Source organism: Teredinibacter sp. KSP-S5-2 (assembly GCF_032773895.1).
GTDB lineage: Bacteria > Pseudomonadota > Gammaproteobacteria > Pseudomonadales > Cellvibrionaceae.
On record NZ_CP120416.1, the window covers coordinates 724,033 to 738,742 of the forward strand.

General features: G+C 45.3%; 14 protein-coding genes. 7 read left to right on the forward strand and 7 right to left on the reverse strand.

The genetic code is table 11. The annotated features are described in order from the left end of the window. Nucleotides 1-23: 23 nt before the first annotated feature. Complete coding sequence (locus P5V12_RS03385) at nt 24-476, reverse strand: hypothetical protein (protein WP_316955830.1); 453 nt, start codon at nt 474-476, stop codon at nt 24-26. Between the two features lie 153 nt (nt 477-629). Between P5V12_RS03385 and P5V12_RS03390 the strand changes: the two genes are divergently transcribed. From P5V12_RS03390 to P5V12_RS03400, 3 genes are read left to right on the forward strand one after another with little or no spacing between them, the layout of a single operon-like run. Continuing rightward, nucleotides 630-1,613: a WYL domain-containing protein gene (locus P5V12_RS03390; RefSeq protein WP_316955831.1), complete on the forward strand. Its 984-nt coding sequence runs from the start codon at nt 630-632 to the stop codon at nt 1,611-1,613. Between the two features lie 40 nt (nt 1,614-1,653). Beyond that, on the forward strand, nt 1,654-2,055 hold the full coding sequence (locus P5V12_RS03395; protein WP_316955832.1) for a hypothetical protein: 402 nt from the start codon (nt 1,654-1,656) through the stop codon (nt 2,053-2,055). Beyond that, nucleotides 2,048-2,533, forward strand: a complete 486-nt coding sequence (locus tag P5V12_RS03400) for an NYN domain-containing protein (RefSeq protein ID WP_316955833.1) — start codon at nt 2,048-2,050, stop codon at nt 2,531-2,533. The genes P5V12_RS03395 and P5V12_RS03400 overlap by 8 nt, the downstream gene beginning before the upstream one ends. A gap of 32 nt (nt 2,534-2,565) precedes the next feature. Here P5V12_RS03400 and P5V12_RS03405 read toward each other — a convergent pair whose 3' ends face one another. From P5V12_RS03405 to P5V12_RS03420, 4 genes are all read right to left on the reverse strand, one after another. Then, complete coding sequence (locus P5V12_RS03405; RefSeq protein WP_316955834.1) at nt 2,566-3,309, reverse strand: alpha/beta hydrolase; 744 nt, start codon at nt 3,307-3,309, stop codon at nt 2,566-2,568. Between the two features lie 23 nt (nt 3,310-3,332). Continuing rightward, the gene (locus P5V12_RS03410; protein ID WP_316955835.1) at nt 3,333-6,371 is read right to left on the reverse strand and encodes an FAD-binding and (Fe-S)-binding domain-containing protein; all 3,039 of its coding nucleotides are present in this window, start codon (nt 6,369-6,371) and stop codon (nt 3,333-3,335) included. 115 nt (nt 6,372-6,486) lie between these two features. After that, complete coding sequence (locus tag P5V12_RS03415; protein WP_316955836.1) at nt 6,487-7,809, reverse strand: HAMP domain-containing sensor histidine kinase; 1,323 nt, start codon at nt 7,807-7,809, stop codon at nt 6,487-6,489. Beyond that, nucleotides 7,802-8,476, reverse strand: a complete 675-nt coding sequence (locus tag P5V12_RS03420) for a response regulator transcription factor (RefSeq protein ID WP_316955837.1) — start codon at nt 8,474-8,476, stop codon at nt 7,802-7,804. The genes P5V12_RS03415 and P5V12_RS03420 overlap by 8 nt, the downstream gene beginning before the upstream one ends. A gap of 227 nt (nt 8,477-8,703) precedes the next feature. Here P5V12_RS03420 and P5V12_RS03425 point away from each other — a divergent pair, with 227 nt between their 5' ends. From P5V12_RS03425 to P5V12_RS03440, 4 genes are all read left to right on the forward strand, one after another. After that, entirely contained in the window at nt 8,704-8,874 is a 171-nt protein-coding gene (locus tag P5V12_RS03425) for a hypothetical protein (RefSeq protein WP_316955838.1), read from the forward strand. A 252-nt stretch (nt 8,875-9,126) separates the two neighbouring features. Continuing rightward, on the forward strand, nt 9,127-10,323 hold the full coding sequence (locus tag P5V12_RS03430) for a response regulator (RefSeq protein ID WP_316955839.1): 1,197 nt from the start codon (nt 9,127-9,129) through the stop codon (nt 10,321-10,323). Nucleotides 10,324-10,383: 60 nt separating this feature from the next. Further along, nucleotides 10,384-11,112, forward strand: coding sequence for a DUF1461 domain-containing protein (locus tag P5V12_RS03435; RefSeq protein WP_316955840.1), 729 nt, complete (start codon nt 10,384-10,386; stop codon nt 11,110-11,112). Between the two features lie 170 nt (nt 11,113-11,282). After that, nucleotides 11,283-12,671 (forward strand): DUF4397 domain-containing protein, encoded by a 1,389-nt coding sequence (locus tag P5V12_RS03440; protein ID WP_316955841.1) that lies wholly within the window; start codon nt 11,283-11,285, stop codon nt 12,669-12,671. Nucleotides 12,672-12,744: 73 nt separating this feature from the next. Here P5V12_RS03440 and P5V12_RS03445 read toward each other — a convergent pair whose 3' ends face one another. Continuing rightward, nucleotides 12,745-13,590: a hypothetical protein gene (locus tag P5V12_RS03445; protein ID WP_316955842.1), complete on the reverse strand. Its 846-nt coding sequence runs from the start codon at nt 13,588-13,590 to the stop codon at nt 12,745-12,747. A gap of 140 nt (nt 13,591-13,730) precedes the next feature. Continuing rightward, complete coding sequence (locus tag P5V12_RS03450) at nt 13,731-14,609, reverse strand: response regulator transcription factor (RefSeq protein ID WP_316955843.1); 879 nt, start codon at nt 14,607-14,609, stop codon at nt 13,731-13,733. Nucleotides 14,610-14,710 lie beyond the last annotated feature (101 nt).

The window sequence follows — 14,710 nt, forward strand, 5'->3', positions numbered from 1 at the left end:
AGGAACGTGTTGGAAAAAGAATCCTAATTAACTGTTTCTGTTTCAACCACTGTACCGGTAATGCTCACGGTCATTTTTTCCAATAGCATACTTCCTGATGTGGACTGGATTGCAAATGCTTGCCTCCCATCGAGAAAGACGAGGGAGTCTGTATGCCAGTCTGAAAGACATATTGGTCGAGACTCAAAAGGTGGTTGAGATATGTTTCGCCAACCGTAACTAAAGTCTTTAATTGGGCCAATACGAATGCCGTCACCGGGGTCTGCCAGATCTAAACTAAAGTAAGTACGAAAACATACGCGCTGAATTGAGGAAAAGCGCTGAGTAAAGCTGATGCTTGCTTGATACACTTCTCCTTGCTTCAGCAAAAGTGGTAATCTCTGGTTAAAGCTGGCCTCCTGAGTATATGTTCCCGCATCTGCCCAGGTAACAAGCATGGTGAAACTTATGAGCATGAAAAATAAAACAAGTCTCATGATTGCTCCTTTTTTAATCAGTTGGACATCATAAAAAATCCAATGCTTGCCAGACATATCTGCCATGTCCTTGTATCTGCATTGGTGGGTATTATTACTGGTTGATGTCTCAAATCTTGAGACTCTGAAGTTGACTTAGAGGAAGTCGTTACCGTGGATGGATTTGACCGAATATACGATTTGCACAGAATTCTAAAAAACCGAAAAACTGCCATATCAACCCAGGATATCTTGCAGGAAATGGAGTGTTCCAGAGCGACGTTTAACAGAATTAAACGTCACATGACGGATTTTCTCGGTGCGCCTATTGCCTACTCCCGCGAACAGGGTGGTTACTATTATCAAGAAGATAAAGATTCCGGTTTTGAATTGCCGGGGCTTTGGTTCAATGAAAAAGAATTATTTTCCTTATTACTTATACAGCAACTATTAAATAATTTGGGAACGGGATTTCTGAAAAAAGAGTTTTCTCCTATTACCGAAAAAATTACCAAACTGTTAAAAAGCAATCAGATTGATCATTCCAAAATTAAAGAACGAGTGCGTTTTCTTGGGGTGGCAATGCGGGATGTTGAGCCGGGTATTTTTACCAAAATTGTGGACGCCACATTAAATGGAACAAGTATTGAAATCGTTTACATGAGTCGGGATCAGGGAGAGCAAAGCGAACGCGTTATTTCTCCACAGCGAATTATAAACTATCGCAATAACTGGTATCTTGATGCCTGGTGCCATAAGCGTGAAAGCTATCGGACATTTGCTCTGGATTGTATCATCGGGGCACATGAAACCACGGCTCGTTACCAAGAGGTAGATCAGCAAGCCTTAGATCAATACTATCAAGCCAGTTATGGTATCTACGCCGGAAACAATGTTGAATTAGCTAAGGTTCGTTTTTCTAAAGACGTGGCATACAGTGTGTCGAGAGAAATATGGCACCCCGAGCAAAGGGGTGAGTTTCTGGAGGATGGTCGATACTTGTTAACGCTTCCCGTAAATATTGGGCAACCTCATGAGTTTATTCAGGATGTGATTCGATATTTCGCACACGCTGAAATTGTTGCACCTCCGATACTAAGGGAAAAGTTACATCAGGCAATAACAGAAACCCTGGCGCTGTATCAAGAGGAATCGTAGAAAGGAACACCATATTGGTAAGTTGTGTGAGGATGACATAATGACCGTTAAAAAATGTATCGTTTCAGTAGTGCTGGTGTTTGCATTCGCTATCATGTGGAATGGTTTATTTCATATGGTGCTGATTTCCGAACAAAACGCATTAATCGCTGATCTTAGAAGATCGGATATGTCCGAAAAAATGCTTCTATCGTTGCTCATTACCCTCGGTATGGCGATTCTTTTTGTTATCAGTTATAACAAATGGCTGAGTAAAGGTGATGTGATCGAGAGTCTTACTCACGGGTTATTCTTTGCGGTTCTTGCCGGTGTGTTGGTTAACGCCAATCAATATTTTATCTACCCCATTCCCGGAAAGCTTGCATGTCTTTGGTTTATGGGTGGTTTAATAGAATTTTGTTTTTACGCCTTAATTGTTTGGTTGGTGCAGCGTTATGATTGATGTTAAAAAAGTCGTAATATTTGTTGACGTGCAAAACGTGTATTACACCTCCAGGCAGACTTTTGGCCGAAATTTCGACTATAACAGGTTTTTTGCCAAGGCCACTGAAGGGAGAACGCTGGTAAAGGCAGTTGCTTATGCAATTGATCGAGGGGATTCTAAGCAACGAGAGTTTCAAAATATTTTGCGTGCAATCGGTTTTGAAGTGAAGTTAAAGCCGTTTATTCAGCGGTCTGATGGTTCTGCCAAAGGTGACTGGGATGTGGGAATCACTATAGATGCTCTGGAGTATTCGCAGGACGCTGACGTCGTTGTTTTGGTGTCGGGAGATGGTGATTTTGACTTGCTCGTGAATAAACTGCGTTTAGATAAAGGCAAACATGTTGAAGTCTATGGTGTGGCCAAACTTACTTCCGATTCTCTGATCAATGCCGCCAGTGAATTTATTGCAATTGATGATGCGCTTTTATTGGGTTAGTAAAAAAACAGACTTTTACTCTGTTTAATATGTCATTCTTCGTTAAAGTAACCATGCTGTAGAAAGTGAATTATATGCTTAATTACTTCCGGGTCTCGCATCATTAGTGGATGACTAACAGGAAGGGTGAGGTGATCCTGCATACCTTCCAGCTTGGTATTTTCTACAGTGACTTTTCCATCGTCTTCATTCGGCAGAATGCTGGATAGAATTAAGTTTATGCTTTTGTTTCCCGCGATAATGCCCAAATCAAAGTTTGCTGGGCCGAGTTGGTTGGGAATACTGAGTTCTCCCGTACCAAGCTGTAATCCTGCTGGGCCATTAATCAGCTTGAATCCGGGTACATCTTTTAATTTATCGACTACTTGACTGCCTTTGTTTGGTGGGCCGAGCATAACCACATGACCTAAATTCTCGATCGTATGATATTTGAGATAGTAGCGTACCAATATGCCGCCCATTGAATGGGTGACGAAGTGTATGGACTTTACTGTGCCACACTTTTCCAGTGCAGTTGATACGGTTTTGTCGCTCAGTAATTCGATGGTTTTTTGCGTTGACGGGTATCCTTGATTGATGACGCGATAACCAATCTCACTGAGTTCTTTCTCAATAGGGGTTAACGATTTACTGCTTCTAGCGAGGCCATGCAATAAAATAACGCACTCGTCCTTAACTTCATGTTTTTGTTCTTCTTCGGCAAAAACATTGGTTGCTGTAAACAAAGCAAATTGAAATACGAAAATATTGATTAGAATTTGCTTGTATTTACGCATAATATTTTTCCCCTCAGGCCGTATTAGGGCCTGAGTTGTTTTAAGAGCGCCTGAAGCGGGTGCGGGACCAAGTAGCTGGATTCACGTTTTACCTGGCTACGGCAGGAGTAACCGGTGGCGACAAGGTTATTTTCATCTTTATAGGTGTCGACCACTTCCTGCCAGCTCATGGCATAAATGTCTTTGGATGTTTTCTGGTTACGTGCTTCATGACCGAAGGTGCCGGACATGCCACAACATCCCAAGTCTAATACGTCCAGGTTGTGCCCCAGTGCTTTAAACGTTGTTTGCCAGTCTTTAAGTGAGCTGACTGCGTTGGCACTTTCTATACAGTGGGACATCAATTTAAAGTCCCCTGGTGAAAACAGCGGGGCTTTGGTTTTTAGTGTGCCTGAGTGACTTGCTAAAAACTCTTGAAATAACTGAATATGGGGAACGGTTTCCTCTGTCACATATTTTTTGTATTCATTGCGGTAAGTCATGGTCATGGAGGGATCTACGCCAACCAGTTGAATACCGCTTGCCGCGAGTTTACTTAACTCACGCACATTTTTTGTTGCGACTTTTCTAAAGCTGTCCAGAAAACCGTGAACATGCAGTGGTTTACCATTGGGTGAGTACGGCGCTAGGAAGGGTTTGAAATCCAGCGCTTTTAACAGTTGAATACAATCTGCTACTAACGGTGCTTCGAAGTAACTGGTAAATGCATCTTGAACGATAATAACGGTTTTTTCTTTTTCTGCATCGGAAAGCTTGGCCAGTTGTTGTTCGTCTGCTATGTCGATGTCGAAGTCTTTCAGTTGTTTCTTACTTAATAATGGCGCATCGACAAATCCCACGCCTTTACGTAGCACGAATTTCACGATGCCGTTTTTCATAAAGAAGTTATATAAACCTGGCCAGTGAGAAAATGGCGGCAGAGAGTATTCCAACAAGCCCACCAGGTAATCTTTTAACGGCCGTAAATATCGGGTGTGATAGAGGCTTAAAAACTTGGCCCGGAATTCCGGTACATCCACTTTAATGGGGCATTGCCCAGTACAGGATTTGCAGGCAAGGCAACCGGCCATGGAAGCGTAGACTTCGTGAGAAAAATCTTCCGCACGTTTTTCTGGCATCCAGGTGTTCACCATTTTTTGTGGCAAGCTGAGTAAAGCATTTTGTTTTTCTTCGCCCTGGAGGTGCTTGTGGGGCATGTAACCTTTGTCTGAAGCTTGCTTTAACCACTCACGCATTAATGAGGCGCGCCCCTTGGGTGAATGGGTGCGTAAACGGGTGGCTTTCCAGGATGGGCACATGGCATCGTTTGGGTTCCAATTAAAACAGGCTCCATTGCCATTACAGTAAACTGCATCGTCAAAGGCTTGCCAGCTTTCCTGAAAAATAAGTTTGTCCTGTGCACCGCGAGTTGGAACTTCGTCAATGCGAAGTAGGGATTCGCTTTCGCTGGGCGTGGCAATTTTTCCGGGGTTTAATTGGTTGTATGGGTCAAATGCCGATTTAATTCGGCGCAGTTGCGGGTAAAGGTCACCGAAAAATGCCGGTGAGTATTGCGAGCGAACACCTTTGCCGTGTTCACCCCACAGGAGCCCGCCGTATTTATGTGTCAGGTCGGCCACTTTGTCAGAGATTTCCCAGGCAATTTTTTCTTGCCCTGGGTCTTTCATATCCAGAGCGGGGCGAACGTGTAAAACACCGGCGTCGACGTGGCCAAACATACCGTAGGAAAGCTGGTAGGAATCCAGAATTGCGCGAAATTCCAAAATAAAATCGGCCAGCTTTTCGGGTGGTACTGCGGTGTCTTCCACAAACGGAATCGGGCGGGCTTCGCCTTGTGCGTTGCCTAGAAGTCCTACGGCGCGCTTGCGCATGGCCCAGATTTTACCGATGGCATCCTTCCCTTGAGCCAGGGCGTAGCCAATGCGTCCGGTGTCACTCAGCGATTTTTGAATGGCCTTAACGAATTTTTCGACTTTTTTGTTCAGCTCGTCTTCGTCCTGGCCGGTAAATTCGACAAGGTTGATTCCCTGCAATGGTACCGGCGTTTGCTCGGCAAAAAAATCTTCCACCTGATGCCAGATAAAATCGTTCATGGCCAGGTTCAATACTTTTGAGTCAATGGTTTCGATGGATGTGGGTTCACTCTTCATTAGCTCTGTGGCATCGCGCAGAGAAGTATCAAAGTCCGCATACTTCACCACCACCAGAGAGCTGAACTTGGGAATAGGAATCACGTTCAGCTTGGCTTCTGCAATAAACCCCAGCGTACCCTCGCTGCCGCAGAGAATATTGTTCAGGTTGAAGCGGTCTTGTTCGTCGCGGATATGGGCCAGGTCGTAACCTGTTAGGCAGCGGTTTAGTGGCGGAAATGTGGCTTTAATTTGTTCGGAGTATTCCAGGTCGATACTGTTGATCAAGCGGTGAATAAGGCCGTTTCGATCCTGCTGTTCCACTGCAGCTTCGAATTCATCTTCTTCCAAGGCTTTACTGTGAATAACACTGCCATCCATCAGGACAGTGGTCAGCTCCAGTACGTGGTCGCGGGTTTTTCCATACAAACAGGAGCCCTGGCCGGATGCATCGGTATTGATCATGCCGCCAATGGTGGCTCGGTTGCTGGTGGAAAGGTCGGGGGCGAAAAATAAACCGTAGGGTTTGAGAGCAGCGTTCAGTTGGTCTTTGACTACGCCGGTTTGTACCTTTGCCCAGCCTTCTTCTACATTGATTTCCAGTACTTGGTTCATGTACTTGGATAGATCCACCAATATACCGTGGGTGAGGGATTGTCCGTTGGTTCCTGTGCCGCCGCCTCGCGGGGACATCTGAATGGACTGGTATTCCGGCAAGCTGGCCAAGTGGGTGAGGATGACCAGATCGTCTGTGCTCTTGGGGTAGAGCACCGCTTCAGGTGTCATTTGGTATACGGAGTTGTCCGTGGATTGCACGACCCGATCTGCAAAGTCGGCGTGAATGTCTCCTGCAAAAGAGGAGTTGCCTAGCAGGTCAAGGAACTTGGCGTAAAGGTGTTTGAGTTGAGGAACTGCATCTAACTTCGGGATCATCTGCGCTGTATACCAATCTACCGGAAAATAACGGCCGTATTGTACCGAGTTTCTGGCACGCGCGCAGAGAATCTATATCTCATCAAAGCATGAATCGAGCCTGTAGCTGGGGGAGTTAAAAGCTGAGTAGGGCGATCGCTTTGTGCTCGTCTATGGTGAAGTTGAACTCCCAGTGTTGGGTTTCGGCAATTTTCTTCACAAGTGATAGACCTAGGCCAAAACCTCCGGTATCGACACAGAATTCGATGTCTTCGTCAGACGCGTTGCAATGGTCGTAGTGGGGGCTTGGGTTGGTTATGCGGATGGCATTGGGTTTGGGGCTGTCGATCAGTATTTCGCCTTGCATACAGTGCTGGAATGCATTGCGGATCAAGTTATCCAGCGTAATGTATATTAGGGCTTTTTCGATTTGCAGTGGCGCAAGTCCGTCCAGTTGGCATTGAACATCTACATTCTTGTTTTGCAGCAGGTTACTGTTTTCTTCGATAAGTTCTTTTGTCAGGGTGTCCAGCTCAATGCTGCCTCTACTTGGTGAAGAGGTGGACTTCTCTGGGTGCGCTAACCACAGAATCGCTTCTGTTACCGCTTTCATGGTGTCGCTGGCTCGACGAATTCTAAGCAGCAGATCTTGCTCTTTGTTTTGATTAACTGCGGGCTGTTTACGAATGTGATCCAACACATCCATGGTGTTACGAATTATCGCGATCGGAGTGCGTAGCTCATGGCTGGCGTTACGTAAAAACTGCCTTTCGCGACTGTTTTGCTCATGAATATGCTGCAGTGACTGGTGTAACGTTCGTGCTAACTGGCCGATTTCGTCGTCGCGGATATCGGCTGGAAGTGCCTCTAATTCCTCCCGGTCGTGGTTGCGTTTCACCCATTCTGACAAGCTGCCGATTGGCACCAGTGCCCTTTGGATAACCCGGTAAAAGACCAGCAGCATCAGGGTTACCATGATGGCACCAGCCAGCGCCAGAACCCGGAATTTGTTTTTGATATGTTCCTCTACGGAATCCGGTACAACAATTTCGTAATAGAGGTAAAACTTCTCCTCTCGTCCGGGCAAGTCACTTACTTGTAAATGGAGGTGGCCGTCTCCATTCGGGTATCGTTTTGGCACATACATGATGCCTTCCTGGGTTTTGTACAGGGTGTCCCAGTTTTCTGGTGGGAATGCCTTCATGATCGATTGGGGAATGGTATTCAACCCAATATACCCCTGTAGCGTTTGCGATTGCGGCAGAGGCGTTGAGGGGTCTTTACTATACGCGTCGAGAAATCTGGCTGATTCATAGAGCAGAACCCCGTGGGTTGCTTTGGCCGAGCCCCAGGCAAAAAGCATGGTGAGCAGCACGGTGTAACAGGCAACCAGGGAAATAGAAAAAATGGCAATAATTTTCCCTACCCGAACGGGTAGGGATTTGGTGAAATTAGTCATCTTCGCGAAGCGCCACACCCACACCACGTAAGGTATGAATCAAACTCTTGTCGTAGGGTTTATCGACCAATTTGCGCAAAGTATAGAGGTGTGATTTTAAGGCTTCCGAATCGGGGGGGCTGTCCTGCCATAGGGTTTTTTCCAGCGTTTCCCGGGAAAGCACTTTGGGACTGGCTTGCATGAGTGCCACCAGTATTTTCCAGCAGGCAGGGGAAAGATCAATAAGGTTGCCTTGTCGGGTTGCCTGGTGGGTTTCCAGGTTCAATTCTAAATCCGCTACCTTGAGAGTTCCTGCTTCGGCTGGCATGGACTGGCGTTTGTTTAGCGCGATGAGTCTGGCTTCCAGTTCGGGCAGGTCAAATGGTTTGACCAGATAGTCGTCTGCACCCGCTTCAAACCCGGCCAGTTTGTCTTCCAGCGTGTCTCTTGCCGTTAGCATAATCACTGGAGATGTGCAGCCGTGCCTGCGCAGTGCCTGGCAGAGTGACAAACCATCAAGGCCTGGCATCATTATGTCGAGTACCAGCACATCGTAGCTGTTTTCCTTGATCAACTGTAGAGCATGATCACCACGTTCAGCATAGTCACATTCGATACCTTTCATTTCCAGGTAATCTAATACGCTGGCACCGAGGTCTCGATTGTCTTCTACCACAAGTACTAACATGCATATGCTCCACTTAAGATCGTAATTGGCGCCATTATACCTTAGAAATTACAAAAAACTTTCACTTGAAATTGACTCTATAGGGTACGTCCTATACTCTGCGCGCCGCTTTTCACGGGGCTGTGAAAAGAAACTGACACCTTGTGTTGTTAGTATGCCGCCTCGAAAGCTTAAGGAAATAAATTTGAGAGTTGTAATTCGCCGGAAGCGTTTTTTAGGAGTAAAGTATGTTTTTTGTTTTTCGTGCACTTGTGGCTTTATTAACTATGACGTTATTGTCTATAGGGGGTTGGGCTGCAGAGCCAAGTACTCAAGCACAACTTCCCAATTTTTGGGGGGCGTCTTTAGTTGTTCTTGGTTTCGCGACTTTAGTTGTTTTACGACGTCGCCGAGCATAGTTTTAGAATGATTCGAAAAGCAATAATAAATAAGCGATAGTAGAAGTTTGTTCATGGGTGGCTCTTAAACCACCCTGATTTTCCCTTCAATATTCCCCCCTCAATTTTTTGTTCTAATAGTGCAATCTGATCTAATAATTAACCCGTGATATAAAAATATTCTCTTGCTGGCATATTTCTCTGTGCAGGATGTGGGTGACTGCTAGAGTTAAATCAGACACCAGAATCTCAGATCGCAGGTTTTGTTTCGCTATGGAAAAAGTACTGATTATTGATGATGAAAAATTCATTCATAAAGTATTGATAAAAATGCTTGCCGGTGAATTTGAAATCAAAAGTGCTTACGAAGGTGAAGAGGGAGTACAGCTGGCGAATAGCTGGAAACCGAATATTATTTTGCTGGATGTCGAAATGCCTGGCCGAAGCGGTTACGAAGTCTGTGATTTGTTAAAGCGGGATAAAAACACTTTCGATATCCCTGTTATATTTATTTCTTCCAGAAGTTCTCTGCGTGAGAGAATGCTTGGGTATGAAGTTGGCGCTGATGACTACTTGGTTAAACCTTGTGACAGCGACGAGTTGTTGGCGAAAATAAAAGTGATTACTCAGCATGCGCGGGCAAAAAATGTTTTGCGCTACGATGCTTCTAATGCCCAACAAACTGCAATGGAGGCGATGTCTACCAGTTATGAGCTGGGTAAGGCGGTGCGGTTTGTTGAACGTTCTTATCTTTCTCCCGATTTTGAATCTCTGGGCGAATACTTGATGGACTTTATGCGCAGCCTGGGTTTAAGTGCAGTGGCAATGTTTCAAGGGCGAAGGGGAAACTTCTATGCGTCTTCAACACTAAAGGCTCCGACTCCCTTAGAAAAGGACTTGATGGAAATGATGCATAAGCATGACCGCTTTGTGGATTTTGGTAGTCGTACACAAGTGAATTATCCGCAGGTAGTGCTTTTGGTAAAAAATATGCCGTTAGATGATCGAACCCAGTATGGTCGATTGAAGGATATCTTTCCCTTTGTGCTTGGTGCAACCGATGCCAAAGTACGTGTTATTGACGCTGAACACGCATTAAAAACCCAGAGCGCCGATTTGGCTGGCTCGGTAGAAGCGGTACAGATGACCATTGATTCTATACGTGATTCGTTTTCGCTGAATATGAATGCAGTATCCAGCATCATGTCTGAGTTGGTCGCAACGTTATCACTGGATATGCGAAATATGGGGATGGATCACGACCAGGAAGAGTATGTGTGCGATAAGGTCGAATCCTCCGCAAAAAAAATTCACACCTGTTTACAGGAAAATGCCTCGATAGAAACCAATTTGGCCGAGGTGGTTGCGCTACTGCGACGTTTGAATAGTGAGCAGCGGCGTATTATCGATGAAACCTTGACCGTTCCTCCCGTCGAAGATGATGTCAGTGATGATATAGAGTTGTTTTAAGTCGATCGTCACCCTCTTTGAAAACAATGATATTATTCCTCCTATCAGGGGGATAGTTGTGTGAATCTTAAAAAAAGCCTTTTTTCTGTTAACTTTTCATTTGGCAGTCTTGTTGTTGCTTTGGTTTTATCTTGGGCGTTGTTGGCCGTAAACAACTTTTTTTATGGTGTCTGGCATGATTTTGGCGGTATTAAACAAGGGATTGAACAATATGGGCCACAAAACCGCTACAAGCTGGGGTTTGCAGAAACCACTAAAGAAGAGCGCGCCCGTTTGTTTTCGGAAATTGTTCGCGAAATACATACCGGAGGAAAAGGGCTGGAAGATATTCAGTTTACCGTTGATTCTGTCGGGCATTCACAGCGGTTGCTAAGACAACCAGAGGTGGTTCATTTACTGGATGTTGCGCACTTGATCGAAGTGTTGGCTATTTTTTCCATTTTCGTGTTTTTTGTTTGGGGCGTGCAGGTTGTTTGGGTTTTTCAAAAAAAAGCATCTGTCCCCAGTTTTAAATTCCAGCTTGTTGGACTTTTATCTGGCGTGGTTTTGGCTGTATGTCTGATTTTTATTATCGGGCCTGATACTGTTTTTAGCTGGGCTCACGAGACAGTGTTTCCCGATGATCACCAGTGGTTTTTCTATTATCAGGAATCGCTAATGTCTACCTTAATGCTTGCCCCTATCATATTCGCTTATATTGCTGTGACGTGGACGGTCTTGGCGACGTTAATCTATATTGCTGTGCAGTTTCTTCTCCTCAAAGCAATACAAAAAAAAATCGGGTGTTAGTCAACTCTGCTTTTTTGTTGGGTTAAAAGATTACTCTACGTTCGATAATCCGTTTTGGATCACGTCGGGTTCACAATATATAAAAATAGTAAACAAAAATTTTTTTTATAATCCGCAATAAAAATTTCTCCGTAATAATTGGCACGTTCCGACAATGCGGAGAAACAACAATGAAAATCTTCAATATGTTCCTTGTCTCACTGGTTATGGTCTTTTTGACTGCATGCGGTGGTGATAATAATAATTCCAACTACGTGTATATGCCCAAAAAAGAAGGTGAACTGAGGGTAACCCATGCCTCCCCAGATGCTCCTGCTGTGAATGTGTATGTCGACGGAGAACTTGTTCTTGCCGACGTTGATTACAAAGTGAGTTCAGGCAACCTTGTGATGGAAGAGGGTATTTATTCTGTAGAAGTACGGGGTATTTTACCTGACGACTCAGAGGTGTCAGTCATCGGCCCAGTTGATATTACGATCAGTGATGACGTACGCACTGATGTTGTCGCATGGGATAAATTATTTAACGGTACTGACCTCAATATTAAAGCGGCAGTACTGAATAATGATATAAGTACTGTATCTCAGGTCGAAGTGGCCATTTTACATGCGGCACCTCAGGTCGCCGATGTGGATATTTATGTTTCATCTCCTGGTGAGGATATATCCACGCTCACCCCTCTAGACGCCGGATTCGGTGGATATATTGAACCTGTAGAGTTAATGGCGGATACGGATTATCAGGTGCGTATAACCGCTGATGGCAGCCCCGATGTTGTGTATGACAGCGGGACGCTTAGTTTTCCTGCAGGTACCGAGTTGACATTAATCGCAGTGGAAAATACTACCGGCATTGGTGCTAACCCTGTCAACCTGTTAGCGGTCGGTAAAGACGGAGCATCCGAGGTACTGGATAATCAAACCCAAGCAGAAGTCCGTGTTGTTCATAATTCTGCAGATACACCTGAGGTGGATATTCTGGTAAATGGTACTGAAGTGCTGGCCAATGTTGCCTACCCAAATAGCGCAGCATATGAAGCGGTGTCTGCACCAACTGGGACTTACACGGTAACGGTTGCGGCGGCGGCGGATAATTCTATTGCCCCGATTGAAGAGTCCCTGTCTCTTGTTAATGGTATGAGCTACACCGTGGTGGCAGTGGGTGGATTGAATTCCGTAACAGATGAAACCTTGGAAGCGGTTGTCACATCTGATAATCGCCGCTCGGTGGTGACTCAAGCCAGCTTGAGAGTAATCCACGGTTCCTACGCGGTAGCGGAAAGCATTCCAGTTGATGTTTACCTGACGGATTCTGCGGTGATTACCGATGCGACAGCGGCGATTGAAAATCTGGCCTATCGAGCCGTTACTGATGAGCTTCCTGTTGCTGCTGGTGACTACTACATTACCGTGACTGCTGCAGGGGACAAGTCGACCGTTGCTTTCGCAGCAGGTCCAGTAACCTTGAATGCGGGGACCAATTACACTGTGATTGCTCGAGACCCTGGTACAGGTGAAACTGGGTCTCCTCTCATCCTTGCAACCATTCTTTCCGAATAGGTTTCACTCCCTCGCGTGTTGCGTCTAACGTGATGCGCGGCACCGCCGGCTATGTCGGCGGTGTTTTTTTGTTTCAAGCATTGACCTCAATATGTGGTCGTTCTTCCTGAGTAAATTGTTTCACTGCATACCAACCAAATATTGACATGGATAAAACGACTTCGACGATATGCGCTGCGCGAAGGTGATCTGACATAAATGGATTGGGGTGCAGTAATTGTGCTGCGCCGAATACGGAGAGTGAAAAACACACCGCAGGGGTTCTATGTTGTGCCGGCATGGCCTGGACAACCAACCAGACAATCATTGCCCAGATTACACCACGTCCAAATTGGAAAATAGGCATCCAGACTGGTGGGGACATGGTTTGGTAGGTCGCTTCAAAAGCCTCACCGCCGAGAGGCATAACAATAAATGCTCCTGCGGCTAGATAGCAGACAACATAAGCAAAGGCGATGATAAGTACGGGTTTTACTGGAGGAAAAGTGAACGCTGTTGACGGCGGTGAATGCCATTTTTTGTTCCAGCTTATGATCAGTAAGCACATAAGGCCGCATAACAGAAGGCCGTGAAAGGTGGCCCCAAGTATGGCTTCGACACTCATCATTGGAACGCTTTGCCAGATGTTCAGAAAGAACAGCGCTTCAATCATCATCATGAGTATTTTTGTCCCGGCATAGACTGCGAATAGCACGCCCAATAAACGCCAGCCTCCGTAGTGGGATTTCCGTGCAAGAAAATCCAACACCAGCAATTCTCCAAGCGAAATCAGGATCAGATCCGGCCAGGAGATTGGGGACTCTGCGTCAACAATGGCAGGGAAGGCTTCAATGGTGATCATGCCAATAAGAGTAGTGGATAGCAGCGCACAGATGACCAGCAATGGCCATTTGATAAAAGACTTCTGAATAATATTCATAGGTTATTTCCCAAAGCAACAGATGTTGTCTTTATCTAAGGCTAAAAAAGAGCCCGGATAAATGGGAAAATCGGCCTTAATAGCCTGGGAAATTTGTCCTAGTCCCAAAAAATAACTTTGGATATCAGGGAGTTAGAATACTAGCTTTGATCTCCCGAGTTGCCTGTTATACGTGACACCAGGGCGACTCGGTTGGTGATATTAAGCTTGCGGAATATGGTGTAGAGGTGATTTTTTACTGTGCTCGGCGCAATGTTTAGTTGAGCGGCTATTTCCTTGTTGCTTAAACCCTGGCTGACGGCCAGTGCGATTTCCTTTTCCTTGTCTGTGAGTGTTTCCAGTTCATGGTTCGGTTCTGCGTTAGGTTTTTTGTTGAGCCTGAATAACGGTGCTCGGTAATGCCATATCAGGAAGTTATTAATTAGATAGACCAATGGTTGGCTGAATGTCATGCCGGTGTTGAGTACAAAATCCTGAAGAAACAATACCTCCAAAAATGGCAACAGAAGAGATTGAATAATCATAATTACTGATGCCGGATGCTCTTTGTTGCCGTCCTTTACGGGAATCGCTTTTTGGCACCAGATAATGGTAATGGCCAGCAATAAGGCGCTGATGAATACGATAGGCAAAATTATCGACTGAGCTACAGTCAAAAGCATCAGGCTCAGTGTCGCGCCTGCACAGATAAGCCCGTATCGCCATATACGCAGGCTTTTTGTTAATACATGGTCATTCGATTCTGCGAAATGTTGCAGAATTAATACCGCTGTTCCGGTCAAAAATAGAGGAATTGAGACAGTGAACAGAAGAATAAACCTGTGATTGGATTGTACGTTGACTGAAACGTACAGCGTAATTGTGGCGAATAATAAAAAACCGCTGATTAGCAGATATATTCGCAGGAAGGCGTAAAACCCTTTGCTGGATTTTATCGCGGGATTATTCAGCAACGCGCCGAGCAGTACAAAGCCGGATAGCAGTGCCATGCCATACCAAAGGAAATGTAAGTGTCCCATAGATAGATATATCGTACAGATATGTTGTTAGAATAATACGAACTCACAAAGAGTTTACTTGCTTTAATTAGTAAGTAGTATTTTATTTTAACTCCGTAACT